Genomic DNA, 23,781 nt, shown 5'->3' with positions numbered 1-23,781 from the left:
GGAGAGTATTCTCATCCCGTGCGCCTGGGAGTCCTCGATATCGGATCCAACACCGTCCACATGCTCGCGGCCGACGTCCGCCCCGGTGGACGTCCGCTCGCGACGACGAGCGACCGGACGGTGCTGCGCCTCATGCGCTACCTCACCCCCGACGGGTCCATCGCGGAGGAGGGCGTCGTCGCGCTCGAGGCCGCGGTCGCGCAGGCCCGAAGGGTCGCGGAGAGCGAGCGCGTGGATGCCCTGCTCGCCACGGCGACGAGCGCGGTGCGCGACGCCCGCAACGGCGCAGACGTCATCGCCCGCATCGAAGCAGCGCTGGGACAGAGTCTCCAGGTGCTCGACGGCGAGACCGAGGCGGAGCTGACCTTCCTCGCGGTCCGTCGCTGGTTCGGCTGGTCGGCAGGTCAGCTCCTGCTGCTCGACATCGGCGGCGGCTCGCTGGAGATCGCAGCGGGAGCCGAGGAGCTGCCGGACGCTGCGGTCTCGGTCCCCCTGGGCGCGGGGCGCATGACCGTACAGTTCCTGCCGAACGATCCGCCCGGTGAGACGGACGTGGAACGACTGCGCGCGCACGCGACGGCGACGCTCGCGGAGGTGCTGCCGAGGTTCGTCGCCCTCCCCCGCCCCGATCACGTGGTGGGCTCGTCCAAGGCCATCCGTTCCCTGGCCCGACTGGTCGGATACCCGGCCCAGGGATGGTCGGGGAGCGAACGGATGCTGCTCCCCCGCACCGCTCTCGGATCGTGGATCCCCCGGCTCGCACGTCTGCCCGCGTCCGCCAGACAGGAGCTGCCCGGCATCACCCCGGATCGGACGTTCCAGATCGTGGCCGCGGCCGTGTCTCTGCATGCGGCGATGACCGCCCTCGACGTGGACGAGCTCGAGGTCTCACCATGGGCGCTGCGCGAAGGGGTGCTGCTGCGCTACATCGAACAGCTGAACTGGAGCGACTCCTCCCGTTGAGCGGTGCGTGACATCGGATGAACATCCTCTGTTGCCCGCTGTGACCGCGCCGGTATCCTCTGACCAGGCGAACATCCGCCCGCCCGCACGAAGGAAGACGGGGGGCGTGAACGCCCGGCGCGACGGCCAGCTGGTCGACGCCGCCGCATGGTCATCGGCGTCGGGGGGTGCTGAGTGGGTCCAGGAGATGCGAGAGCGATCGACTCGGCGGAGCTGAGCGCACATGGCGTGCACGCGGTGGATGAGCGTGTCCCCCTCCTGGCGACGAAGCGGACGTCGGGTCCGGTGACCCTGTTGTCCCTGCAGGGCAGCACCACGGAGCTCGCCATCGACACCGCCACGACTCACCCCGACCACGCGGTCTTCGCCTTCGTCGACGCCGCAGGGCTCGCGGCGAAGGAGCAGAACGGTCCGTGGATGCCCGTCGAGAGCGGGCTCGTGGTGGCCCCGCCCGGGGTCGCGGAGCGCGTGCGGTGTGTCGGCACGTGGCACATCACCGCCGCCTATGTTCCCCGCACCGCGCTCGGGACATACGTCGCCGCACTCCCCTCCTCGACATGGATCCTCGAGGAGCGACGCCCGCTCGATCGGGCGATGCAGGCGTTCATCGAGCAGGTGCTGGCCGTCGATGACGAGGCGACCGCGATCGAACGATATGCGATGGAGCATCTGATCGTGGAGATGAGCGGAGCGGTGCTGCTCGACCGCGTCGACGCCGTATCCGGACCGCGCTCAGCTCACGCCGCCCTGCGGGACCGAGCGGTCGCCCTGATCGCTCAGCAGTGCGGCGACCCGGGGCTGAACCCCGCGCGGGTAGCCCGCGAGGTGCAGACCTCCCTCCGCCAGCTCCAGCTGGTCTTCGCCGAGGTCGAGAACACGGTCGCGGGCGAGATCAGACACCGACGCACGCTCCTGGCGCGGTCTCTGCTCACCGACAGCCGATACGACGATCTGAGCGTCGAGCAGATCTCGCAGCGCTCGGGTTTCGCCTCTCCGATCAGCCTTCGCCGCGCCATCGAGGAGGACTACGGTGCCACGCCCCGCGCATTGCGCACCCATCGCGACGCCGCTCGGCACGGTGGGGAACGCGAAACGGCCGACCGCTGAGATCAGCGGTCGGCCGTGTTCGGTCGCGAGGTCAGAGCGACAGACGTTCCTGCACGACCTCGGCGAGGCGACCGGCGTAGGCGTGGACGGATTCCGCGTCGGAGGCTTCCACCATCACACGCACCAGCGGCTCGGTTCCGGACTTGCGCAGCAGCACCCTTCCGGAATCGCCGAGCTCCGACTCGATGTCGCGCACAGCCTGCTGCACGACCTCGTCCTCGGACACACGGTCCTTGTCGACGTCGCGCACGTTGATGAGCACCTGCGGGTAGACCGTCATCACCGACGCCAGCTCTGCGATCGACTTCTGCTGCCGCGCCATCTCGGCGACCAGGTGCAGGCCGGTGAGGATCCCGTCGCCCGTGGTGGCGAACTCGCTCATGATCACGTGACCGGACTGCTCACCGCCGAGCGCGTAGCCGCCCTCGTTCATGTCTTCGAGCACGTAGCGGTCGCCGACGGCCGTCTGCCGTACCGTGATGCCGTGCTCGCGCATGGCGACGTGCAGACCGAGGTTGCTCATCACCGTCGCGACGAGGGTGTCGTCGGTGAGGTGCCCGCGCTCCTTCATGGACACCGCGAGGATGGCCATGATCTGGTCGCCGTCGATGTGGTTGCCCTCGGCGTCGACGGCAAGGCAGCGATCGGCGTCGCCGTCGTGGGCGATCCCGATGTCGGCGCCGAGGCGCACGACGGCCTCCGCGAGATTGTCGAGATGGGTCGAGCCGACGCCGTCGTTGATGTTCCAGCCGTCAGGGTCGGCGCCGATGACGGTGACCTCGGCGCCCGCATCCCGGAACGTCTCAGGAGAGACCCCTGAGGCGGCGCCGTGGGCGCAGTCGAGCAGCACGTGGATACCGTCGAGGCGGTTCGGGAGCGACCCGAGAAGATGCATGACGTAGCGGTCCTCCGCGTCGGAGAACCGGTCGATGCGTCCCACCCCGGCGCCCGTCGGGCGCAGCTTCTCGCCGGACATGGCCTCTTCGATGCGGCGCTCGACCTCGTCGGGGAGCTTGCGGCCCCCGCGGGCGAAGATCTTGATCCCGTTGTCGGGAGCGGCGTTGTGCGATGCGGAGATCATCACACCGAAGTCGGCGTCACGGTCGGCGACGAGGAAGGCGAGCGCGGGTGTCGGAATGACCCCCGCCTCGAGCACGTCCACTCCCGAGGAGGCGAGACCGGCAGCGACGGACGCCGCGATGAAGTGCCCGGAGACCCTGGGGTCGCGGGCCACGACTGCGGTCAGCCGCTTGCCTTCGGCCTTGCGAGCCTCCGCAGTACGACCCTGGCCCAGGACGACAGCAGTCGCCTGGGCCAGGGTGAGCGCCAGGTCGGCGGTGAGGATGCCATTGGCGAGTCCTCGCACACCGTCCGTGCCAAAGATCGGCATCGGAGCAGTTGACCTTAACGCTTCGAGTACTGAGGCGCCTTACGGGCCTTCTTGAGTCCAGCCTTCTTGCGCTCCTTGACGCGAGCGTCGCGCGAGAGGAAGCCGGCCTTCTTCAGGGTCGGACGGTTGTTCTCCTCGTCGATGCCGTTCAGGGAGCGGGCGATGCCGAGGCGAAGCGCACCGGCCTGGCCCGAGGGGCCTCCGCCGGAGATGCGTGCGATGACGTCGTATGCACCGGCGAGGTTCAGCACGGTGAACGGGTCGTTGATCAGCTGCTGGTGCAGCTTGTTCGGGAAGTAGTCCTCGATCGTGCGGCCGTTGACCGTGATCGTGCCCGAGCCGGGGACGATGCGCACGCGGGCGATGGCCTGCTTGCGACGGCCGACAGCGGCACCCGGGACGCTGAGGACGGGGCGGGGAGCCGCCTCGACCGCGTCGGTCTCGGGAGTCGACGTCGAGAAGTTCTGGGGGGTTTCGGTGGTGTCCTGGATGTCAGCCACGAGTATGTCCTTAAGTCTTACGGCGCTTACTGGGCGACCTGGTCGAGGGTGTACGGCGTCGGCTGCTGCGCGGCGTGCGGGTGCTCGGCACCGACGTACACCTTGAGCTTGGACAGCTGCTGGCGGCCGATGCTGTTCTTGGGGAGCATGCCACGGATGGCCTTCTCGACAGCGCGGACCGGGTTCTTCTCGAGGAGCTCGGCGTAGGTGACGGACTTCAGGCCGCCCGGGTAACCCGAGTGGCGGTAGGCCATCTTCTTCTGGAGCTTCTGACCGGTGAGCGCGACCTTGTCGGCGTTCACGATGATGACGAAGTCACCCGAGTCGATGTGGTTGGCGAAGGTCGGCTTGTGCTTGCCACGCAGGAGCGTAGCGGCGTGCGAAGCCAGACGGCCGAGAACGACGTCGGTGGCGTCGATGACGACCCAATCGCGCTGGACTTCGCCAGCCTTGGGAGTGTAAGTGCGCGTCACGATAGTGCTGCTTTCTTGTGTCGAACGGAGAAGTTCGTGAATCCCACTCCGGGGTGGTTCTTCCCGACAGGGAGGAACACGCCAGTGGAGGGCTCACGTTCGGACGATGCGCTTTCTCCGCGGACGGGAAAGGCACCAAAGGGAAATCATACGCCACCGGTGCCGTATGCCCAAACCGCGGCTCAGTCGGGCTTGACCGTGACGAGGATCGGACGGTGATCGCTCGCCCCCTGCGGCAGGGTCGTGATGCGCTCGATCTCGAAGCCCGTCGACGTGGCGAAGTCGTAGTGGCCCCGGAACACCCGGTAGCGCGTGTACGTGTGGTCGTCGCTGAGGGAGAGCGCGTAACCGTGGTCGCGCACGGCCTGACCGAGGTTCTCCTTGAAGATCGGATAGTTGTAGTCACCGACCATCAGCTGGGGCAGGCCCTCGCCGAGCGCGGCGAGCTCGGAGAGCGCGGCGAGCTCGGAGAGCGCGGCGCGGATCTGGTGACGGCGCAGGGAGTTCAACGCGGTCAGCGGAGCGGCGTGGAAGGAGGCGACGATGAAGTCCTGGCCGTCGTCGATGTCGCGCAATCGCGCACCGAGAACGCGTTCGTGTGCGGGTTTCGCGATCCGGTCGTGCAGGGATTTCTTGAGTCCGAGCATGCGGATCGCCTGCAGGTGGAACGTGCTCGCGCGATAGAAGAGTGCGAGTCCGAGACGGTTGCCCTGGGTGGCGTCGGCGAGCACGAGGTCGCCGATCTGCGTCGGCAGCGCGGGGACGTCGCACTCCTGCAGACAGAGGATGTCGGGATCGTGCTCGCGCACCAGAGTCACGAGCTCACCCGCGGCTCGATGCTTCTGGAGGTTGTACGAGATGACCTTCATGACCGTTCCACGCTACTCCGGCCCGCTGTGCATCGGCTCCGGGTTGCACACCGTGACTCGTCTGCGGTATTGCGCCGCATGCCCCTGCTCGCGGCGCTCCGTCGTCGCGGGCGGGGTCCGAGGCGCGCGTCAGTCGCGGTCTCGACGCGCGCGCGTCTGGATCGCTCGCGACGACAGCAGCTCGTCGGCGGGGTACCCGACCTCGGTGAGGATCAACCCCCGCGCGGCCAGCACCTTGAACTCGCTGGTGCGGGTGAGCGCATCGCGCAGCACCACGAGGTCGTCGACATCGAGGCGCCCCTCCCCCACGGCGACGCAGGCCCCGACGAGTGCGCGCACCATGCTGTGGCAGAACGCGTCGGCCTTGACCTCCGCGACGAGCACGCCGTCGGCATCACGCTCCCAGCGGTAGTCGAGCAGTGTGCGGATCGTCGTCGCCTCTTCCCGAGGCTTGCAGTACGCCGCGAAGTCGTGCAGTCCGATCAGCGTCCGCGCCGCGGCATCCATCGCGCGCTCGTCGAGGCGGCCGCGGACGAGGGTCGTGTCGTGGCGCCGCAGCGGGTCGTACCCGGCCTGTCCGTCGGCGAGACGATAGCGATAGCGACGCCAGACCGCGGAGAACCGTGCGTCGAACCCCTCGGGGGCGATCGACGACCGCGTGACGGTCACATCCGAGTACGCACCGAGCACACCCCGCATGCGGCCCGCGATGGTCTCGGCGGGCTCCGACGGCGCCCGCCCCTGCCGGGCTTCGATGCGCGACCACTGCTTCTCGTCGAGGTCGACGTGCGCGACCTGGCCGCTCGCGTGCACGCCGGCATCCGTGCGACCTGCCACCACGAACTGCACGTCCGAGCCCACGATGCGCGCGAGGGCGGCTTCCAGCGTGCCCTGCACCGTGCGCAGAGTCGGCTGCTTCGCCCACCCTCGGAAATGGGTGCCGTCGTAGGCGATGTCGAGCCGGATGCGCACGCAGCAAGCCTAGGACACCGAGACCGCCGGACTTCAGGCGGCGTTCACCGTTCGACCAGGATTCCGTCCCGATCGCTGTAGAGATGCGCCCCCGGCCGGAAAACCACACCCTCGATCACGAGCGCGACATCGGTCTCACCGGCTCCGAGCTTCGCACTCTTGCGCGGATTCGTCCCCAGGGCCTTGACCCCCAGCTCGAGGGCATCGATGGCGACACTGTCGCGGATGGCGCCGTTGATCACGACCCCGGCCCAGTCGTTCGCCACGGCGGACGCCGCGATCAGGTCGCCCATCAGTGCCGTCTCCAGCGATCCAGCGCCGTCGACGACCAGGACCGCGCCCGCACCGGGAGTCGCCAGCACCGCCTTCACCAGCGCGTTGTCCTCGAAGCAGCGCACGGTGCGGATCGGCCCGTCGAACGCCGACCGCCGGCCGAAGGAGCGCAGCTGCAGCGAGAGCGACTGGATCTCCTCCCCGAGCTCGTCGTAGAGGTCCGCCGTCGCGACCGCCATCCTCAGATGCCTCCGTCGATCGACCGGATGGTCACGGCAGGCTCGTCCGGGACCATCACCTCGGTGTCGCGGTTCAGGCTCTCGCCACGGAAGAAGCGCTTCGAGCGCGGGAAGAGGTACCAGACGAACATCAGCACCAGACCGAATGCCAACGAGCCGACGCCGATCACGAACGTGCCGCCGATACCGAACAGGACCGTGTAGCCGTAGTCGACATCCCACATGTCGATGGCCGACTGGATGAACGCCCACGCGAGCATGAGCCCGCCCAGCAGCGGGAACAGCCCCTTGAAGAAGAACTCGCGCGCGGACGAGGTGAGGTCCTTGCGGAAGTACCACACGCACGCGAAGCCGGTGATGGCGTAGTAGAACGCGATCGCGAGACCGAGGGACAGGATCGAGTCCTGCAGGATGTTGTCGCTGATCAGCGTCATCCCGACGTAGTAGACGGAGGCGACCACACCCATGACGATGGTCGAGAACGACGGCGTCTTGTACGTCGGGTGCACCTCCTTGAACCTGGCGGGCAGGGCGCGGTAGACACCCATGGCGAGCGTTCCCCGGGCGGTCGGCAGGATCGTGGTCTGGGTCGACGAGATGGCCGAGATGATCACGGACACCACCAGCACCCAGCCGAACGGACCGAGCAACCCGTCCTTGATCGCGAGGAAGAAGTCGTCGGCGTTCGCCTCGTTGCCCAGGCCCGTGCCGTCCTCGCCGAGTCCGGCGTACATCATCGCGGCGATGGTCACCGCAACGTAGGTGAACAGCAGGATCACGGTGGTCAGCAGCGCGGCGCGTCCGGGGATGCGCTTCGGGTCCTTGGTCTCCTCGTTGAGCGCGAGGCAGGTGTCCCACCCCCAGTAGATGAACAGCGCCAGAAGGATCGCCTCCGTGAAGCCCGACCAGTCGGTGAACGCGAACGGGTTCATCCACTCCCAGTCGAAAGGCGTCGCGTTCGGAGCCGTGCCGTCGAAGAACTGCCACAGCGCCGCGACGATGAAGATCGCCAGTGCCAGGTATTGGATCGCGAGGAGGATGTTCTGGATGCGCTCGCCGATCTCGACGCCGCGCCAGCTGACCCAGGTCATCGCCGCGATGAAGAGCACGGCGACGACGACGACGCGCCAGTCGTTGTTCTCCAGGTCCTGTCCGATCAGCGACCAGAAGTAGACCGAGGCGATCTGCGCGAGGTTGGCCAGCACGACCATTCCCGCGACGGCGACTCCCCACCCGCCCATCCAGCCCACCCAGGGACCGAACGCCTTGGTTCCCCAGGTGAACGTCGTGCCGCAGTCGGGGACGGCGTTGTTGAGCTCGCGGTACGCGAAGGCGATCAGGAGCATCGGGACGAAGGCGATGATGAACGCGATCGGAGCCTGCGCCCCCACCGCGAGCACCACGAAGCCGAGCGTCGCCACGAGCGAGTACACAGGTGCTGTCGAGGCGAGACCGATCACGGTCGATCCCCAGAGTCCCAGAGTGCCGGCGGCCAGACCCTTGCCGTCGGGTCGTTCCAGATGAATCGGCGTCGTTGCTGCCATGTCAGAACAGTAGAGCCACAACGGTTCTCGCGTCAACGGCTTTCTCAGACAGCATGAATCCGAAGCAAAGAAGTGGAGCTCACGACGGAATCCGCAGATTCAGCCTCTTTCGAGCATGCCGTCGGCGTGGTCAGCCACCCACTCCATCAGCGGCAGCATGCGCTCCATCAGGTCACGCCCCAGCGGGGTCAGACTGTACTCCACGTGCGGAGGGACGGTCGGAAGGGATTCCCGGTGCACCAGGCCGTCATCGGCGAGCGTCCGCAGCGTCGAGGCCAGCATCTTCTCGCTGATGCCGTCGACCTCCCTGCGGAGGGCGCCCCAGCGGTGGGTGCCGTCGGACAGGCAGGAGAGCACGAGCACTCCCCACTTGCTCATGATGTGATCCAGGACGACACGCGTGCCGCAGTTCTGGTCGAACACGAACGGAGTCGATTCCTTTATCTGCGCGAAACTAACCGTCATGTGGGTACCTTACTTCAAAGTGGGTACCGTCAGATCGGAATGCCGAACACCCGATCGCGGGTTGTCGTGGGTGTCACTTACGAAAGGACCCTCATGACCATCCTCGTCACCGGTGCGACCGGCAACCTCGGCCGCCTCATCATCGCCAGCCTGCTCGAGCGCGGCACCGACCCCCAGTCGATCGTGGCAGGAGCCCGCGACACCGCCAAGGCCGCAGACCTCGGCGTTCGCGTCGCGCACCTCGACTACACCGACCCCGCATCGATCGCGTCCGCACTCGAAGGCGTCGACACGGTCATCCTGGTATCCGGCTCCGAGGTCGGCCAGCGGGTCCCGCAGCACCGGGCGGTCATCGATGCCGCGAAGGCGGCCGGCGTCTCCAAGTTCGTCTACACGAGCGCTCCCAAGGCCACGACGAGCGACCTGATCCTGGCTCCCGAACACAAGGCGACGGAAGAGCTCATCGCCGCGGCCGGGTTGCCCGCCGTGATCCTGCGCAACAACTGGTACACCGAGAACTATGTCGCGGACCTCGCCCGCGCCGCGGAGACGGGTGTGCTCGCCGCCGGCACGGGAGAAGGGCGGGTGGCTTCCGCGAGCCGCAAGGACTTCGCCGAGGCCGCAGCCGTCGTCGCGCTCGAGGACGGACACGTCGGTGAGGTCTACGAGCTCGGCGGCGATGTCGCCTGGAACTACACCGATCTCGCTGCTGCCATCGCCGAGGTCACGGGACGCGAAGTCGCGTTCGTCGCGCTCGACCACGACGACCAGGTCGCCGCGCTCCGCGAGGCCGGGCTCGACGAGGGGACGGCTGGATTCGTCGCCGCCCTCGACGCCGGCATCAAGGACGGCGCGCTCGCCGATACCGATGGCACGCTCGCTCGCCTCATCGGGCGCCCCACGACCCCGCTCGTCGAGGGACTCCGCGCCGCCTCCGCCTGATCGGCCCCGCAAGACCGAGTGCCGCCGTCCCCCCGGACGGCGGCACTCGGTGGTTCCGTGCCTCAGGAGGTCGCAGGCACCCGAGGGCGTTCGGCCGGCTGCACATGCGCGACCGTGAGGGTGATGCTCTCGTGACGCAGGCCTCGGGCGTCGAGCAGCGCGTCGACGGCCCCGTGCCCGGCGTGGAGGATGTCGCCCGATCTCGCCGTGGACTCGACCCCGAGTGTGGCCTCGACCACCACCCCGCCGTCGGCGACGATCACCGAGACCATCGGCTCATCGTCCTTTCGCGCGCCGATAGCCTCAGCGCCCAGTCGCAACAGCTGAGAGATCACAGATCCCGATCTGTAGACGCTGCGCACCCCCGGGGTCGATCGCAGGGTCGCCTCGATCGCCGCAGCGAGTTCCTCGCGCTCCTCCGCCTGCATCACGTCTCCCCCACTCACGTCTCCGCCGCTCACGACGACACCTCTCTGATGTCTCGGATCGCGATGTCGATCGCGACCACGTTCAGTTCGGTGTGCGCGCGAAGGCGACGATCCACTTCGGCTCGAAGTTCGTCCGCGACCTTCGGGATCGGCTGTCCATGCAGCGCGCTCGCATCGATCCCGACGCGGATCGGGGCGCCGGGCCGGGTCACATCGCCCTCCAGCCGGCACCGGCCGATGAGGAGACCGGGAACGGCGTCTTCCGAGGAGCGCACGAGACCGCGAACAGCTCCCTCGGTGATGGCGAGATCCGCCTTCGGATCGGGCGATTCGAAGGGGATGCGGCGTCCGGCCCGCGCATCCATCGCGATGCCGCTCAGAATGCGGTCGACCCAGCTGTCATCGACCTCCGGTTCGGCTGCGGCTTCCGCAGCGAGCAGCTCCGCGCCGAGCCCTCGCAGACGCTCAAGCGCATCCAAGGCCAGCTGACACCCGGGCGACTCGTCGATGGAACGGTCGGCCGGGCGTCTTCCGGCGTCGAGGTAGTCGGTGAGCTCGTCCAGGGTGTGCCCGTCGAGGTCGGTGGGCTCGAGTCCGAGTCTGCGGATTTCAGGCGCGTCCCTGTCGTCGGTCATCGCCACTCCTCCATCCGTACGATCATGTATTTTCTGGCGCGGGCCAGCAGGCCGCGCGCCGTGGAGATCGGGATGTCCAACTGCTCCGAGATCTCCTCATAGGTGTAGCCGCCGATCTCGCGAAGCACCCAGCACTCGCGTTGGGCGTCGGGCAGCTCCCGCAGAGCAGCACCGAGGGCTGCGACACCGGCGCGAGCCTCGACGACCGCGGACGGTGCCGCATGAAGAGGTGCCGGTCGGTCGATCGAGTCGATGTCGACGGCCGGGCGGATCGCACGGATGCGGTCGACCGCCTTCCGGCTGACGATCCGCATCAGCCAGCTCTTGACCTTCGCCGGATCCTCGAGCTCGCCGAACCGCTGCCACGCGACCACGAAGGACTCCTGCACGATGTCATCGACGTCGGCGGAGGCGTTCAGTATCCGCTGCGTATAGGCGCGCATCATCGGCGTATACCTGCGTACCAAGACGGCGAACGCCTCGACGTCCCCGTCCATCGCCCGTCCGGCGACGATGCCGTCGTCCGCATCCTCGAGCGCTGTCCGAAAGCGTTCCTTCTCCATCTACCCCACCCCTCGATCCGATCCCCGAAGGAATTCGGAACAGATGCCCCATCGGATCGGATCATGTCTCACCCGCCTGTGAGGGATCGGGGAGAGGCGGTGCGGCCTCTCCCCCGGTCCCGCCTACTTCTTGAACGCGTCCTTCACGTCCTCCGCAGCGTCGCGCACGTTGCCCTTGGCCTGCTCGGCCTTGCCCTCGGCGACGAGCTTGTCATCGTTGATGACCTTGCCCACGGTCTCCTTGGCCTTTCCGGCGACCTTCTCGGCTGTGGCCTTGATCTTGTCTTCAGCGCTCATTTCTTCTCCCTTTCTCGTTACGGCCCCGGGTCTCGGAGCCGTGTCTTGGATGTGGCGACTACTCGCTCGCTGCCACAGCGGTCTCGCCCTCGACGTCGCCCGAGGGGACGTGCACATCGTCGATCGTGACGTTGACCTCGACGAGGTCCGCCCCTGCCAGCTCGACGAGGTCTCGATGGATAGCCGCCCTGACCTCGTCGGCGACCTTCTGCAGGGCGACCGGATACTCGGCGACGATCGTGATGTCGACGGTGATCTGCGCCTCGCCGACCGCGACGGACACTCCCTGCGAGAGGTCGGTCGTGTTGAAGGCATCCCGGATGGCTCCCACCATGCGCGCGGCGCCCCCGCCGAGCGCATGAACCCCGTCGACATCCCGCGCGGCGATGCCGGCGATCTTCGCGACCACCGCATCCTCGATCGTCGTCGTGCCCACTGCAGCCCCCTGCAGCGGTGCTTCGACGTGGATCTCGGGCTGCGTGCCCGGAGTCGTGTTCGCCATCATGAGCTCCTTCATCCGTGTTCTGCCCGTAGGGGCGCCGGTCGCGGTCAGCGACGCTATGACTAGGACGGATCGCGAGCAGCGGATGTCACAAATCGATCCGAAGAAAGTCGCCGACAACGGATACGATCACTTCACAGTGCACTCCAAGCTTTGAAGTGCAATATTGCACTCTATGAGCGACAGTGCAGAATCCTTGCGGGAACAGCGCAAGCGGGAGACCTCCCGAGCCCTCACCGATGCCGTACGCCGGTTGACCACAGAGAAGGGGTTCGCCGGATTCACGGTCGAGGAGCTGTGCGCCGAGGTCGGAGTCTCGCGGCGCACGTTCTTCAACTACTTCGAGAGCAAGGAGAACGCGGTCTTCGGCTTCGCGACGATCGATTCCCGCCAGGAAGCTCTCGAGGAGGAGTTCGCCACGCAGCGCGGAGACCTCCTCGACGACTTCATCCAGTTGACGATCCGTCGCTTCGAGCTCTTCAACCCGGTCGATGATGCGCCGGCGATGTTCGCCGTGATCGAGCAGGAGCCGCGGCTGCTGAAGGCGGCCTTCGAACAGCTCGCCAAGAACGAGCGTCGTGACCAGGCCCTGATCCTCCGTCGCACCGAGGGCGACGACGATGCCGAACTCCGCGCCGAGGTGGTCGTGCACACCGTCGGCGCGCTCGTGCGCATGAGCATGGACCAGCTCCTGCACAACCAGTCCCCCGAGCCGTTCGCCGATCTCATCGCGCGACGCCTCGACCTCGCCCGCTCGCTCTACGCACCGTCACAGAAAGCCCGTTGAATGTCCGCCACCGCCACGAAGGATGAGCCGTTCCTGCTCACGAAGCGCCGCATCTGGATCATCTTCAGTGCTCTCATCGCGGGAATGCTGCTCTCCAGCCTCGACCAGACCATCGTGTCCACCGCCATGCCGACGATCGTCGGACAGCTCGGCGGCGTCGACCACCAGGTGTGGATCACCACCGCCTACCTGCTCGCCACCACGATCGTGATGCCCATCTACGGCAAGTTCGGCGACGTGCTGGGCCGGCGCAACCTGTTCCTCGTCGCGATCGCACTGTTCACGCTGGCATCCGTCGGCTGCGCGTTCGCCACGGACTTCTGGATGTTCGTCGTGTTCCGCGCCCTGCAGGGTCTCGGCGGCGGCGGCCTGATGATCCTGTCCCAGGCGATCATCGCCGACATCGTGCCCACCAACGAGCGTGGCAAGTACATGGGTCCCCTCGGGGCGGTCTTCGGCCTCTCGGCCGTGGCCGGCCCTCTCCTCGGCGGCTACTTCGTGGATCACCTGACCTGGCAGTGGGCGTTCTACATCAACATCCCGGTGGGGATCGCGGCCTTCATCATCGCCCTCATCGCCCTCAAGCTCCCGAGCAAGAAGGCCGAGAAGCCGATCGACATCTTCGGGGTCATCTTCCTCTCGATCGCCACGACGTGCCTCATCTTCTTCACCGACTTCGGCGGTGACAAGGAGTTCGGATGGGACTCGCTCGCGACCTGGGCATGGGGTGCCGGGCTGATCGTCGCGGCGACGGCGTTCGTGATCACAGAATCGCGCGTGCAGGACCCGATCATCCCGCTGAGCCTGTTCCGCAACCCGATCTTCGTGAACGCCACCGCGATCGGACTGGTGCTCGGAATCGGCATGTTCGCGGCGATCGGATTCGTGCCGACGTTCCTGCAGATGTCCTCCGGCACCTCTGCGGCGGAATCCGGTCTGCTGATGATCCCCATGATGGTCGGCCTCATGGGCACGTCGATCTTCTCCGGGATCGCGATCTCGAAGACCGGCAGGTACAAGATCTATCCGATCCTCGGCACGATCATCACCGGTATCGCCATGGTCGCGATGACCACACTCTCGGCGTCGACTCCCATCTGGCTGATCTGCGTGTTCCTGTTCGTGTTCGGAGCGGGGCTCGGCCTCATCATGCAGGTCGTGGTGCTGGTCGTGCAGAACGCGGTTCCGGCGGGTGAGATCGGCACCGCGACCAGCACGAACAACTACTTCCGGGAGGTCGGCGCGTCTCTCGGCACCGCGGTCTTCGGCACCATCTTCACCACTCGCCTCACCGAGAACCTGCTCGGGGTCTTCGCCGGCGCCGGCGCATCGCCCGATGCCGCCTCAGAGGCCGCATCGACGATCGACCCTTCCACGCTCAACTCCCTGCCGGACGAGGTGCGCGACGGCATCGTCACCGCGTATGCGGATGCCCTCGCCCCGGTCTTCTGGTATCTCGTGCCGTTCATCGCCCTCGCGCTGCTGCTCTCGCTGTTCCTGAAGCAGATCCCGCTGTCGGACACCGCGGGGCTCGTGGCCAGGGGCGAGGCCATCAGCGGAGAGGAAGCGGAGCGTCTGGAGGCCGAGCAACGAGGCGTCGAATGGTCGGGAGCTGCGGTCGCGTCGCCTGGCGCACCGGAGGAGTCTGACTCGATACCGCCATCTCGATGAACACGCCAGCTCGGTGAACACGGCGGCCCCTGCCCCCTCTGGAGCAGGGGCGGCCTTCTGTCAAGGGGCTCCCCTTCCGGGCCGCGATCGAGCATTCTTCAGCGTGGGGACAGCTAGGAGAATGATGGAGCACGATCCATACCTGAGGTTCACGCTGGTGGAGGCCAGTGAGACAGACTGGGCCATTCACGATCTGCAGTACCCGGAGAACGACCACCGGCGGGTGGTCTGCACGATCTTCGAGGACGCCCCGACCGAGGTCGAGGTGCTGTGGCGGCGCGACCTTCCTCTCGCCTTGCGATACTCCTCACCCGAAGACGTCCTCGAGGCCGTACGCAGGTTCCAGGAGACATCGCGCGCCACGCGTCCGATCCCCATCCCGCACCTTCCCCCAGCGCGCGGCTCGAAAGGACTCCGAGGGTGACACCGGCGACGCGCCCCGGAATCTCCGTATGGCCGCCGCCCGCTGCGCTGCGCCAAACTGACGGGCAGCCGGCCGTCCCCACTTCCGGCGGTCAGGAGCCCCCATGTCGACACCCGCGATGACGTCACCCTGGAGGAGGTTCTGGGAGAAAGGCGGCTGGTGGCGCGCACTCGTCCTCGCGGCCGTCTACTTCATCCTCTACTATCTGCTGTCCCTCGCCTTCACCCCGCTCGCCCTCCAAGTGGACGATCCGAGCGGCGCATCCGCAGTCGTCGTCTACTACGTCCTGCCGCTCGTCGTCGGCGGCCTTCTGCTCGTGGGCTTCATCGCCTCGCTCGGGTGGTGGAAGGAGGTCTTCGGCCCGCAGCCGATCCGAGGCCGGGGGTGGATGTGGATCGCGATCGTCGTCGTGCTGCTGTTCAACATCCTGCGTTTCGCGACCATCGACTACGGTGACGTCGGCCTCGACGTCGTGGCCACCTGGCTCCTCGCCGGACTCCTGATCGGATACGCCGAGGAAGTGCTCACCCGCGGCCTCGTCGTGAACCTCGCCCGCAAGGCCGGATACCGCGAGATCGTGGTCGCGGTGATCTCCGCGACCGTGTTCGCCGGTCTCCACGCCGGGAACCTCCTGAACGGGCAATCGGTGTTCGCGACCGCGTTCCAGCTCGTCTACACCTTCGCGTTCGGCATCCTGATGTACCTCGCCCTCCGCGTCACAGGGACGATCCTCGCGCCGATCCTGTTGCACGCCAGCACGGATCCGAGCATCTTCCTGCAGACGGCGCACCCCGCCGAAGGCGCGCTCACAGCCATCGCCGGCTTCGGGAACATCGCGGTCATCGTGACCGGATTCGTCCTGATCTTCTTCATCCGCGGACGAGTGGGCGACGCGAAGCCGACGTTCCCCCAGGAGTATGCAGCGTGAGCGCCCCATCACTGAAGGTCACCCCGCGCGTCTGGATTGGGCTCGCCACCTGGGCCGGCTATCTCGTGCTGGTCTTCGCTATCCAGAAGTCGACGGGCATCTCCTACGACACCTGGGGAGACAACGCCGGGAATCTCTTCCTCGGGGCCGGCGTGTCTCTCATCGTCGCGACGGTGCTCCTCGCGGTCACGACCAGCTTGCTGGGATGGTGGCAGCCCGCGATCCACGAGGCGCACCGGAGCCGGCACACGTGGCCGATCTTCGTCCCGGTCCTCGTCGCCGGAGCGGCCGTCATGAACCTGGTCGGAACCGACTGGGGCTCCTACAGCGGCGCCTTCCTGGGGCATCCCTCGTGCTCCTCCTGGTCGGATTCACGGAGGAGATCGTCAACCGCGGCCTGCTCCTCACCGCGTTGCGCTCTCGATTCTCCGAGGTCTGGGTCTGGTTCTTCTCCTCCTCGCTCTTCGCCGTGACGCACTTCGTCAATGTTCTCCTCGGCGCACCGCTCGCAGGAACCATCAGCCAGGTCGGCGCCGCGTTCCTCATGGGCACCACGCTCTACATCCTGCGCCGAGTGACGGGCTCGCTCATCTGGGCGATGGTGCTGCACGGCCTGTGGGACTTCTCCGTCTTCGCGACCGGCGTCGGCACACCGAGCGACATCGTCTACATCGCCAACGTGATCTACCTGGTGATCGGCTTCATCGGTCTCGTCGTGGTCGCCTTCGTGATTCGGGGAGCGCACGAACGCAACCCCTCGGCCGGAGCTGTGGCTACCTGACGCGAGCTCGGCGACGGTGCCGGTACTCGTCGATCTCGTCGTGCCGAGACGGCGCATCCCGCCGCAGCGCTAGCGCTCACCCCTCGGCAGTGATGTCGCCCGGCAGCCAGGTGCCGTCGAAAGCCGCTTCCGTCGGACCGTAGAGGCGCAGGTACACGAACCAGCCTCTGCCCGGGATCGTCTTGACCCACTGCTCCTCTCCCGTAGCCGGCTGCTCGGGCCCGAACCGGAGCACGTGGTCGAGGCCCTGATCGGTCGCGCCCGAAAGCTCGAACATCGATCGCAGGGCTGCTCTGCTCTGGTCGGTCGCAATCTGGCTGCGGGTGACGGCGTCGTACACGGTGACGGACCAGAACAACCGCGCCGGGACCGGGGCAGGGATGCGAAGCGTGTACTCCCGACCACCGTCGAGGTACACGCCGTCGCTGTCTCGGCCACTGAACCAGTAGAGAGAACCTCCGCCGGGCACTCGCCGGAACATGGCGGGTGAGCTCGCGATGGCCTGGTAGAACCAGGTCTCCCGAGCATCGACATCGGTTCTTCCGCCGATCTCGAACGCGGCGTTCTCCGGGCGGAGGGTGACCCATTCCCAGTATCGGTCGGGCCAGACCGTGCGGTCGGGTCGACGGTCGGCGAGCGACTGCACGCGCAGCTGTGCATCGGCTTCGACGGCGGCGCGCGCAAGGATGTCCTGCATCCTCTCGTCGGGTGCGAACTCGCGACCGCGTTCAATGCCGAGCACGGCGAGCTCCGACTCGTATGCACGGTCGTCCGGCCGTTGCGGCTCGTCCTGGAGGGCACCGTGGAGCACGCGCCAGTAGTCGAGCGTGCCCTGGAGCACTGCCGGAGAAGTGTCCTGCGGTCGGCCGGACATGTCGATCCATGTCGGGGTCTCCCAGCTGACCGAGTCGTCGAGGGGGTGTACAGCGGTCATCTGCAGCAACTCGAGCGCTCCCCGCACATCGCCTTCGCGGGGGATGCCGCGCAGTCCGGCGACCACCTTGAACGTCTGGGCCTGCGCGACGAGGTAGCCGTCGGGGACATCGCCGGTGTGCCCTGGCGGCAGGATGAGATAGGAGCCTCCCCTGCCGCCGTCGCGACCGGGGATGCCGACATCGGTGATCCAGCTCTGATCGAAGTTGAGGACCGCACCGATGACGGGGCCTGCGGGGATCTCGATCACCACGGGACCGATGTGCAGGTCGAGCAGGATGCCGCCGTACGGAGTATCGGAGTTCAGCGTGAAGCCGACCTGCTCGGGGCGGGTGTCCATGTAGCCGAAGACGCGGTTCGGGACCACGCCGACCGGAGCCTGCCCCGCGAAGATCATCGCTCCCGACACCAGCGGGAAGAAGTGCTTGTAGCACTGGACCGCACGCATCAGATCGGCGGCGTCGTAGGCGGCGGACACGGTGGCGTCATCCGGGTAACCGCCGTCGAATCGATACTCGTTCATGTGGGTCATCGCAGGTCTCCTCGAGGTGCTGATCCGATCGACATCGCGGGGAGCACCTCTGCTGTCCATCCGCAGGTTCCGGCTGCCTCAAGTGTCGAGAACACTGTATCGCTCGGGACCCTTCATATCGGAGTATTCGTTCAGAGGCGGTCATCCGGAGAACCATGGGAACGGTCATGCTCGCACGGGCGATCCTCGGTGGCGACGCGGCACTCTCCGTGCTCGGCCGCCCTCCTGCTGGGGGCAGGTTCCGGCGGCTCGACAACCGCTTCTACCGTCCACTCACCGCGGTTCTCGGTGTCTTGTTCTGGTTGGCCGCTCGGGAGCGGCACGGGCGATAGCCGAGCACTCCCGGACGAGCGTCGCTTGGGAACACGCGAGAGCCGACCGACGTCACGATAGCTGGCCCGCCTCTGGCCAGTCCGTGACGACGACCGTCCCCATCGTGCGAGACGCTTCGACGATCTCGTGGGCCCGACGCATCGTCGCGGCGTCCAGCGGAGTGAGGTGGGTCGTCAGCGTTGTACGGAGAGTTCCTGCGTCGACCAGCTTCGCGACGCTCTCCAGGAGGTCGTGCTGGTAGTGGTCGGAGGGATCGGTGACGGGTCTCGTGAACATGAGCTCCCAGTGCCAGGTCACGCTCTTCGCCTTGAGCGCGTCGATGCTGCCGCCGGTTTCATCGACGGAGACGACCTGTCCGCGCGGACGGATCACGTCGGCGATCGCCCTGACGTTGCCGGGTGTGAACGAGGTGAACACGTAGTCGACGCCGGCGGGGGCGAGCGCCGACACCTCGCCGGCGAAGTCACGGCCGACGACGTGGTCGGCCCCCATCTGACGCACCCACTCCGCCGTCTCCGGGCGCGAGGCCGCGGCGATGACCTCGAGACGCGTGAGGGCCTTCGCGAGCTGGATGATCAGCGAGCCGACGCCTCCTGCCGCGCCGATCACCAGGAGCACTCCTCTGCTTTCGCGGGTGAGCGCCAGACGGTCGAACAGGCTCTCCCACGCGGTGATGACCGTCAGCGGCAGTGCGGCCGCCTCTGCGACCGACAGCGTGCTAGGAGCATGTCCGACGATGTTCTCGTTCACCAGGTGGAACCGCGCGTTCGTGCCTGAGCGATCGATCTGCCCGGCGTAGAACACGCGATCCCCCACGGCGAAGCGGGTCGACTCCTCGCCGACGGCGACCACGACCCCTGCGGCGTCGTAGCCGAGACGTGCCATCACCGCGCCGACGACACGCGTCGCGCCTGCGGTCCGTCTCGGCACTCCGCCATACCCTCAGGGACATGACCGTCGAGGATCCGGAACCGGCCCATCGCGACCGTGCGCACCGCTCCGCACTCGCCGTCACCCTCTGGTTGCTCGTTCCGTTGCTCGTCGTCGCGGCGTACGTCGCGCAGATCCTCGAGTCGTTCAGCGCCGTCGGCTGCGAAGGCGATTGCGACCTGGCACTCGCTTTCGGCGCCCGCGCCGTCTTCCCGTGGGCGGTCGCTGCCTCGGTCATCGCGGCGATCGTGGCCGCGTTCATGCTCCGGCATCGGAGAAAGCCCGCCTACTGGGCTCCCCTGCTCGGCGTGGTCCTCGTGCTGGTGTCGGCCATCACCACCAGCGCCGTCTTCCAAGCCGGGCTTGCCCCCATGTACGCGCGCAACGACAGGATCGCGAACGGTGAGGTTCCCGCCGAGACGACTCCGCCACTCCCCGACCCCGTCGGGGGCTGGGAGGCGAGCGTCGATGGAGCGACGTTCTTGTCGTTCAGTCCCGACGGGACCGTCACGGGCAGCGACGGGTGCAACGATCTGAGCGGCCGCTGGTCGCAGGATTCGGCGGGAAGGATCGAGCTGGAGACGCTCCTCCCCCAGACGGAGAACGCCTGCGACGGCATCGACGCATGGCTCGGCCGAGGGCGATCCGCGGACATCATCGATGGCTACATGTACGTCAACGGCGCCGCGGGTTCGCCGATCGGCGGACTCCAACCGGGGCGCCAGTCCCGCGACTGAGCTTCGACGCGCTGCCCCCGTGAACGACGAAACCCCCGGGAATCCGGGGGTTTTCATCTGTAGCAGGAGCGGGGCTTGAACCCGCGACCTCACGATTATGAGTCGTGCGCTCTAACCAGCTGAGCTACCCTGCCGCGAGGCATCCGTCCGCGTGAGAAGAATGCTTGCGAGCCCCGAGTCAGGATTGAACTGACGACCCCTTCCTTACCATGGAAGTGCTCTGCCACTGAGCTATCGGGGCGTGCTGCCCCTCGCGGGGCAACCGTACGAGAATACCATTACTGTGGCGTCCTCATGAAATCGAGCCGGTCACTCCTCCGCGGTCAGCGACGATCGACCGGCGTTCGCCTTGAGCCACGGCATCGGGTCGATGGTCGTTCCGTTGACGATGAGCTCGAAGTGCAGGTGCGCGCCGTAGGAACGACCCGTGTTGCCCGTCTTGCCGACGATCGTTCCGACCTTGACGGTGTCGCCGGCCTTGACGTTGAGGGAGCCGTACTGCATGTGTGAGTAGTGGCTCGTGATGACCTGGCCGTCGATGACGTGGTCGATGTAGACCGTGACCCCGAAGGCCCCGCCCTGCTCTGTGGCGATGCGGACAGTGCCGTCGGCGATGGCCTGGATCGGCGCACCGTTGCCCGGCACGAAGTCGATGCCCTCGTGGAGGCGGCCGCTGCGCATCCCATAGCCGTAGCTCATGCCGACACCGACGAGGAACGGCCACTGGATGGCGGCGTCGGGGTCGTTCGTGAAGATCTCACCCGAGTAGTTGATGCCCTGCTCGGCGGCGACCTCGGCGAGCGAGACCGTGCTGAAGTCATCGGAGCGGGAGAGCGGGACGCTCTCGACGCCGGACGGTGCGACGAAAGCCTGGATCTCGTCCTCGGCCTCGTCCTTCGAGTCGGCGGCAGCAGCGGAGACCAACGACATGGATGCGGCCGAGCCGCCCCGCACACCGGCGACCGCCTCCGCGGGGAGCGTCATGGACACCGCGAGAAGCCCTGCGAGGCTCATCACACCGACGGTCGCTCCGACCGTGACCACCTTGCGGAGGTTGCGGGGGCGACGAGGGGCCACATGCGAGGGGACGACAGACTCAGCGTCCGAACTCGCTGCGGACGGCGAGCGCTCAGCCGTGGAAACCGTCGGAACCGCACCTGTCGCGCGGAAGGCACGGGAAGCGCGCTCGAACGCGTCGGCTTCGACCGCCGGTCCACGCCCGTCCTCACCGGTTTCGCGGACCGGAGCCGCAGGAGCCTCGACCGGCTCCGAGGCGACAGGAACCGCGGGAACATCGGCGATCACCGGCTCCGAGTTCGTGGCGACGAAAGGCTCGATCAGCGCTTCCGTGACCACCTCGTCGGGTGCCGGCCGCTGACGGGCGGCGCGTCGGGAAAGGGGGGCGACAGCAGCGAGGGCGACGGCAGTGGAATCAGCGGCAGAAAGGGGTGCCGTCGGTCCCGCCGCGGGGGCCTCGGAGGCCGCAGTGCGGAGTCGGCTGGATCGGCGCGTGGGCGCAGAGGCAGCCTGGGAGTTCTCGAGGGGCAAAGCGTTTCTCTCGGTCGTGCGTCGTGCTCGGGGGGCGCAAACTTTGACTTTCACCTTCGGGTGATGAAAGTAACGATCGGGTAAACCCTACCGTGACCAGGCTGAGAATGCCATGAATCGTTCACGGATTCTCCGCGAGGATCGCGAGCAGTCGGGCGTGCACATCGACTCCTCCCGCTACCAGCATCGGGCGCGGGGAGTCGACATCCGTTCGGGACACCACGCCTCCGGCTTCCTCGACGAGGAGCGCACCGGCGGCGAAGTCCCAGGGGCGAAGGCCCCGCTCGAAGTAACCGTCCAGTCGCCCCGCAGCGACGAAGGCCAGGTCGAGTGCGGCCGCGCCCATACGTCGCACATCGCGAGCCATCGGCATGACCCGCGCCACGGTCGCGATGTCGCCTTCGTGGGTGGCGGGGTCGTAGCCGAAGCCCGTGGCGAGGAGAGCGCCGGCCGGGGTCGTGTCCGTCACCGCGAGACGAATGCCGTTCGACCAGGCGCCATGACCTCGCGCCGCTGAGAAGGTCTCTCCCAACGCCGGGGCGTTGACGGCGCCGGCGAGCGCTTCCCAGGTCTCGGGATCAGGTTCCCCGCGGACCGCGCCGATGCTCACGTTGTACGCCGGGATGCCGTACGCGTAGTTGACGGTGCCGTCGATGGGGTCGACGATCCAGGTGATCCCGCTGCTCCCCGCTTCGGCCCCCGTCTCCTCCCCGAGAAAGCCGTCGTCAGGCCGCGCCGCGCGCAGACGCGAACGGATGAGCGCTTCGACCTCTCGGTCTGCGTCCGTGACGATGTCGGCCAACGACGACTTGGTCGCCGCCAGGCGCACCCCTTCCTGTCGTCGAAGTCGCGCGAGCTGCCCTGCTTCCTCGGCGATCTCGGTCGCGAGGTCGCGGAGTTCGAGTTCCAGCGTCACTGTTCGGGCTGCCGGGGCGCGGGCGGCGGCGGCGGGAAAGCCTGCGAAGCCTCCTGCGGGGAGGCCGGAGTCTGCGTGGCCGGAGTCTGCGTGGCCGGGGCAGGGGGCACCGGGTGCTCGCCCGGAGTCGAAGGCGCGGGCTCTGCGGGCTGCGAGAACTGCGGCGGCGCGAACGGAGACGCAGCGGGCTGCGGCGGCGCAGGCTGCGGCGAGACGGGCTGCGGCACGACGGGGAATGCCGCGACGGGCGCTTGCGGGAGTGCCTGCTGGGGCGGGGCGACCGTCGGGTACCCGGTGTAGTAGGCGTTCCAGTCGGGCGATGCATCGGGCAGCGCCGGAAGCGGGGTGATGCCATCGGCGTAGGTCGGCCACGACGGCGCCGACGCGACGGCACGGTTGGCCGGGGTCTTCTTCTTCGGCGCGAAGAGCGCATTGAGCAGCGGGATCAGCGTGGTACCGACGGCCACGAGGATCGTGAGTGCGACCACGATGCGCCAATACAGCTCGCCGTAGTGGAACGTGTGGGGGAAGGCGAGGAAGAACACGAGCATGCCGACGAGACCGACGAGGAAAGTGACGGTCACGATGTAGATCACTCGGGTGAAGGTCGTGACGTATCGCTGCGCTGCCGGCGTGAACAGGCGCACGTGCAGCAGGGCCAGCTGGAGGATGCCGATCACGAGGAGCAGCTGGAAGAAGCGCTCGGCGCCGAAGTAGAACCCGTCCTCCGGGAGCCAGATCTTCACGGCGCCGACGAGGAGAGCGACGATCCAGCTCACCATGCTCGCCAGCTGCAGCCAGTCGGGGCGGTTCGGCGCCAACCCGGCCTCGAGGATCGCGATTCCCGCGAACGCCGCCAGCAGCAGGATCGTGAGGAACGCACGACCGATCAGACCGTCTTGGTCACCGATGAGCACCCAGATGACGCACACGAGGGCCGCGGCGATGAGAGCGCCGATGGCGATCCACAGGGAGCCCCTGATCAGCAGCGACATGTTCTTCTTCTCACCCTGCGGTCGATGCGTGGTGATGTCCGGCTGGGACATGGCGTTCCTCTCGTCGAGCGGCGATGCCTTCATCCTGCCATGCGCGCCGACGG

Annotated in this window: 27 protein-coding genes and 2 tRNA genes; 9 read left to right on the top strand and 20 right to left on the bottom strand. The window is 67.4% G+C overall.

Annotated features, from left to right (window positions below; genetic code table 11):
• Positions 1–18 precede the first annotated feature (18 nt).
• Together AAY78_RS05755 and AAY78_RS19195 are read left to right on the top strand one after the other, a co-directional pair.
• Complete coding sequence (locus AAY78_RS05755; protein ID WP_046747366.1) at positions 19–963, top strand: Ppx/GppA phosphatase family protein; 945 nt, start codon at positions 19–21, stop codon at positions 961–963.
• Positions 964–1,200: 237 nt separating this feature from the next.
• Positions 1,201–2,070 carry a helix-turn-helix domain-containing protein gene (locus AAY78_RS19195; protein ID WP_127011864.1) on the top strand — a complete coding sequence of 290 codons (870 nt, stop codon included), beginning with the start codon at positions 1,201–1,203 and terminating at the stop codon, positions 2,068–2,070.
• A 31-nt stretch (positions 2,071–2,101) separates the two neighbouring features.
• On the opposite strand, the gene glmM is transcribed toward AAY78_RS19195, so the two are convergent.
• The 8 genes from glmM to AAY78_RS05710 all read right to left on the bottom strand — a co-directional run bounded on the left by glmM (position 2,102) and on the right by AAY78_RS05710 (position 8,795).
• Positions 2,102–3,460 (bottom strand): phosphoglucosamine mutase, encoded by a 1,359-nt coding sequence (gene glmM / locus AAY78_RS05745; RefSeq protein WP_046747365.1) that lies wholly within the window; start codon positions 3,458–3,460, stop codon positions 2,102–2,104.
• Positions 3,461–3,474: 14 nt separating this feature from the next.
• Positions 3,475–3,960, bottom strand: a complete 486-nt coding sequence (gene rpsI, locus AAY78_RS05740; RefSeq protein WP_045263679.1) for a 30S ribosomal protein S9 — start codon at positions 3,958–3,960, stop codon at positions 3,475–3,477.
• 26 nt (positions 3,961–3,986) lie between these two features.
• Complete coding sequence (rplM, locus tag AAY78_RS05735; RefSeq protein ID WP_046747364.1) at positions 3,987–4,433, bottom strand: 50S ribosomal protein L13; 447 nt, start codon at positions 4,431–4,433, stop codon at positions 3,987–3,989.
• 182 nt (positions 4,434–4,615) lie between these two features.
• On the bottom strand, positions 4,616–5,302 hold the full coding sequence (locus AAY78_RS05730) for an endonuclease/exonuclease/phosphatase family protein (RefSeq protein ID WP_046747363.1): 687 nt from the start codon (positions 5,300–5,302) through the stop codon (positions 4,616–4,618).
• 129 nt (positions 5,303–5,431) lie between these two features.
• Positions 5,432–6,274 carry a tRNA pseudouridine(38-40) synthase TruA gene (truA, locus tag AAY78_RS05725; protein ID WP_046747362.1) on the bottom strand — a complete coding sequence of 281 codons (843 nt, stop codon included), beginning with the start codon at positions 6,272–6,274 and terminating at the stop codon, positions 5,432–5,434.
• A gap of 44 nt (positions 6,275–6,318) precedes the next feature.
• On the bottom strand, positions 6,319–6,786 hold the full coding sequence (gene rraA, locus AAY78_RS05720; RefSeq protein WP_046747361.1) for a ribonuclease E activity regulator RraA: 468 nt from the start codon (positions 6,784–6,786) through the stop codon (positions 6,319–6,321).
• 2 nt (positions 6,787–6,788) lie between these two features.
• Entirely contained in the window at positions 6,789–8,330 is a 1,542-nt protein-coding gene (locus AAY78_RS05715; protein WP_046747360.1) for an APC family permease, read from the bottom strand.
• Positions 8,331–8,429: 99 nt separating this feature from the next.
• Positions 8,430–8,795, bottom strand: a complete 366-nt coding sequence (locus AAY78_RS05710) for a winged helix-turn-helix transcriptional regulator (protein ID WP_045263673.1) — start codon at positions 8,793–8,795, stop codon at positions 8,430–8,432.
• A 93-nt stretch (positions 8,796–8,888) separates the two neighbouring features.
• On the opposite strand from AAY78_RS05710, the gene AAY78_RS05705 reads away from it, so the two are divergent.
• The gene (locus AAY78_RS05705; protein WP_046747359.1) at positions 8,889–9,737 is read left to right on the top strand and encodes an SDR family oxidoreductase; all 849 of its coding nucleotides are present in this window, start codon (positions 8,889–8,891) and stop codon (positions 9,735–9,737) included.
• Positions 9,738–9,799: 62 nt separating this feature from the next.
• Here the strand turns inward: AAY78_RS05705 and AAY78_RS05700 are convergent, their stop codons facing one another.
• The 5 genes from AAY78_RS05700 to AAY78_RS05680 form a co-directional block, all read right to left on the bottom strand.
• Positions 9,800–10,198, bottom strand: coding sequence for a hypothetical protein (locus tag AAY78_RS05700; RefSeq protein WP_231589665.1), 399 nt, complete (start codon positions 10,196–10,198; stop codon positions 9,800–9,802).
• Positions 10,195–10,800, bottom strand: a complete 606-nt coding sequence (locus AAY78_RS05695) for an Asp23/Gls24 family envelope stress response protein (protein ID WP_046747443.1) — start codon at positions 10,798–10,800, stop codon at positions 10,195–10,197. The genes AAY78_RS05700 and AAY78_RS05695 overlap by 4 nt, the downstream gene beginning before the upstream one ends.
• Positions 10,797–11,363 (bottom strand): RNA polymerase sigma factor, encoded by a 567-nt coding sequence (locus AAY78_RS05690; RefSeq protein WP_046747357.1) that lies wholly within the window; start codon positions 11,361–11,363, stop codon positions 10,797–10,799. Before AAY78_RS05690 ends, AAY78_RS05695 begins: the two co-directional genes overlap by 4 nt.
• Before the next feature lie 123 nt (positions 11,364–11,486).
• Positions 11,487–11,660, bottom strand: a complete 174-nt coding sequence (locus AAY78_RS05685; protein WP_045263668.1) for a CsbD family protein — start codon at positions 11,658–11,660, stop codon at positions 11,487–11,489.
• 58 nt (positions 11,661–11,718) lie between these two features.
• Positions 11,719–12,162 (bottom strand): Asp23/Gls24 family envelope stress response protein, encoded by a 444-nt coding sequence (locus AAY78_RS05680; RefSeq protein WP_082108584.1) that lies wholly within the window; start codon positions 12,160–12,162, stop codon positions 11,719–11,721.
• Between the two features lie 175 nt (positions 12,163–12,337).
• Between AAY78_RS05680 and AAY78_RS05675 the strand changes: the two genes are divergently transcribed.
• From AAY78_RS05675 to AAY78_RS19870, 5 genes are all read left to right on the top strand, one after another.
• Entirely contained in the window at positions 12,338–12,949 is a 612-nt protein-coding gene (locus tag AAY78_RS05675) for a TetR/AcrR family transcriptional regulator (RefSeq protein WP_046747356.1), read from the top strand.
• Positions 12,950–14,620, top strand: a complete 1,671-nt coding sequence (locus tag AAY78_RS05670) for an MDR family MFS transporter (protein ID WP_046747355.1) — start codon at positions 12,950–12,952, stop codon at positions 14,618–14,620.
• Positions 14,621–14,744: 124 nt separating this feature from the next.
• Positions 14,745–15,044: a hypothetical protein gene (locus AAY78_RS05665; RefSeq protein WP_046747354.1), complete on the top strand. Its 300-nt coding sequence runs from the start codon at positions 14,745–14,747 to the stop codon at positions 15,042–15,044.
• A 103-nt stretch (positions 15,045–15,147) separates the two neighbouring features.
• Positions 15,148–15,972, top strand: coding sequence for a CPBP family intramembrane glutamic endopeptidase (locus AAY78_RS05660; RefSeq protein ID WP_046747353.1), 825 nt, complete (start codon positions 15,148–15,150; stop codon positions 15,970–15,972).
• A gap of 352 nt (positions 15,973–16,324) precedes the next feature.
• Complete coding sequence (locus tag AAY78_RS19870) at positions 16,325–16,753, top strand: CPBP family intramembrane glutamic endopeptidase (protein ID WP_052748661.1); 429 nt, start codon at positions 16,325–16,327, stop codon at positions 16,751–16,753.
• Positions 16,754–16,829: 76 nt separating this feature from the next.
• On the opposite strand, the gene AAY78_RS05650 is transcribed toward AAY78_RS19870, so the two are convergent.
• Both AAY78_RS05650 and AAY78_RS05645 read right to left on the bottom strand, forming a co-directional pair.
• On the bottom strand, positions 16,830–18,218 hold the full coding sequence (locus AAY78_RS05650) for a DUF1254 domain-containing protein (RefSeq protein WP_052748660.1): 1,389 nt from the start codon (positions 18,216–18,218) through the stop codon (positions 16,830–16,832).
• Between the two features lie 384 nt (positions 18,219–18,602).
• On the bottom strand, positions 18,603–19,481 hold the full coding sequence (locus AAY78_RS05645) for a zinc-binding alcohol dehydrogenase family protein (RefSeq protein ID WP_231589664.1): 879 nt from the start codon (positions 19,479–19,481) through the stop codon (positions 18,603–18,605).
• Positions 19,482–19,501: 20 nt separating this feature from the next.
• Here AAY78_RS05645 and AAY78_RS19180 point away from each other — a divergent pair, with 20 nt between their 5' ends.
• A complete protein-coding gene (locus tag AAY78_RS19180; RefSeq protein WP_052748659.1) occupies positions 19,502–20,218 on the top strand; it encodes an META domain-containing protein in 717 nt (238 codons plus the stop codon).
• Between the two features lie 60 nt (positions 20,219–20,278).
• Here the strand turns inward: AAY78_RS19180 and AAY78_RS05635 are convergent.
• The 5 genes from AAY78_RS05635 to AAY78_RS05615 all read right to left on the bottom strand — a co-directional run bounded on the left by AAY78_RS05635 (position 20,279) and on the right by AAY78_RS05615 (position 23,728).
• Positions 20,279–20,352: transfer RNA gene (locus tag AAY78_RS05635), tRNA-Met, on the bottom strand.
• A 35-nt stretch (positions 20,353–20,387) separates the two neighbouring features.
• Positions 20,388–20,459, bottom strand: a tRNA-Thr gene (locus tag AAY78_RS05630).
• A 68-nt stretch (positions 20,460–20,527) separates the two neighbouring features.
• The gene (locus AAY78_RS05625) at positions 20,528–21,766 is read right to left on the bottom strand and encodes a M23 family metallopeptidase (protein ID WP_046747352.1); all 1,239 of its coding nucleotides are present in this window, start codon (positions 21,764–21,766) and stop codon (positions 20,528–20,530) included.
• A 121-nt stretch (positions 21,767–21,887) separates the two neighbouring features.
• Positions 21,888–22,682 (bottom strand): inositol monophosphatase family protein, encoded by a 795-nt coding sequence (locus tag AAY78_RS05620; RefSeq protein ID WP_046747351.1) that lies wholly within the window; start codon positions 22,680–22,682, stop codon positions 21,888–21,890.
• A complete protein-coding gene (locus AAY78_RS05615; protein WP_156172616.1) occupies positions 22,679–23,728 on the bottom strand; it encodes a hypothetical protein in 1,050 nt (349 codons plus the stop codon). The genes AAY78_RS05620 and AAY78_RS05615 overlap by 4 nt, the downstream gene beginning before the upstream one ends.
• Between the last annotated feature and the right edge of the window lie 53 nt (positions 23,729–23,781).

Origin of the sequence: Microbacterium sp. Ag1, assembly GCF_001005635.1 — a bacterium.
In the GTDB taxonomy this organism is placed as follows: domain Bacteria; phylum Actinomycetota; class Actinomycetes; order Actinomycetales; family Microbacteriaceae; genus Microbacterium; species Microbacterium oxydans.
This window is presented reverse-complemented; position numbering and strand designations above follow the sequence as displayed.

Excerpts from the sequence above, each read along its gene's own strand:
- glmM (WP_046747365.1), bottom strand. The coding sequence starts at position 3,460 with ATGCCGATCTTTGGCACGGACGGTGTGCGAGGACTCGCCAATGGCATC.
- AAY78_RS05730 (WP_046747363.1), bottom strand. The coding sequence starts at position 5,302 with ATGAAGGTCATCTCGTACAACCTCCAGAAGCATCGAGCCGCGGGTGAG.
- rraA (WP_046747361.1), bottom strand. The coding sequence starts at position 6,786 with ATGGCGGTCGCGACGGCGGACCTCTACGACGAGCTCGGGGAGGAGATC.
- AAY78_RS05715 (WP_046747360.1), bottom strand. The coding sequence starts at position 8,330 with ATGGCAGCAACGACGCCGATTCATCTGGAACGACCCGACGGCAAGGGT.
- AAY78_RS05710 (WP_045263673.1), bottom strand. The coding sequence starts at position 8,795 with ATGACGGTTAGTTTCGCGCAGATAAAGGAATCGACTCCGTTCGTGTTC.
- AAY78_RS05705 (WP_046747359.1), top strand. The coding sequence starts at position 8,889 with ATGACCATCCTCGTCACCGGTGCGACCGGCAACCTCGGCCGCCTCATC.
- AAY78_RS05695 (WP_046747443.1), bottom strand. The coding sequence starts at position 10,800 with ATGACCGACGACAGGGACGCGCCTGAAATCCGCAGACTCGGACTCGAG.
- AAY78_RS05690 (WP_046747357.1), bottom strand. The coding sequence starts at position 11,363 with ATGGAGAAGGAACGCTTTCGGACAGCGCTCGAGGATGCGGACGACGGC.
- AAY78_RS05685 (WP_045263668.1), bottom strand. The coding sequence starts at position 11,660 with ATGAGCGCTGAAGACAAGATCAAGGCCACAGCCGAGAAGGTCGCCGGA.
- AAY78_RS05680 (WP_082108584.1), bottom strand. The coding sequence starts at position 12,162 with ATGGCGAACACGACTCCGGGCACGCAGCCCGAGATCCACGTCGAAGCA.
- AAY78_RS05675 (WP_046747356.1), top strand. The coding sequence starts at position 12,338 with ATGAGCGACAGTGCAGAATCCTTGCGGGAACAGCGCAAGCGGGAGACC.
- AAY78_RS05670 (WP_046747355.1), top strand. The coding sequence starts at position 12,950 with ATGTCCGCCACCGCCACGAAGGATGAGCCGTTCCTGCTCACGAAGCGC.
- AAY78_RS05665 (WP_046747354.1), top strand. The coding sequence starts at position 14,745 with ATGGAGCACGATCCATACCTGAGGTTCACGCTGGTGGAGGCCAGTGAG.
- AAY78_RS05660 (WP_046747353.1), top strand. The coding sequence starts at position 15,148 with ATGTCGACACCCGCGATGACGTCACCCTGGAGGAGGTTCTGGGAGAAA.
- AAY78_RS05650 (WP_052748660.1), bottom strand. The coding sequence starts at position 18,218 with ATGACCCACATGAACGAGTATCGATTCGACGGCGGTTACCCGGATGAC.
- AAY78_RS19180 (WP_052748659.1), top strand. The coding sequence starts at position 19,502 with ATGACCGTCGAGGATCCGGAACCGGCCCATCGCGACCGTGCGCACCGC.
- AAY78_RS05615 (WP_156172616.1), bottom strand. The coding sequence starts at position 23,728 with ATGTCCCAGCCGGACATCACCACGCATCGACCGCAGGGTGAGAAGAAG.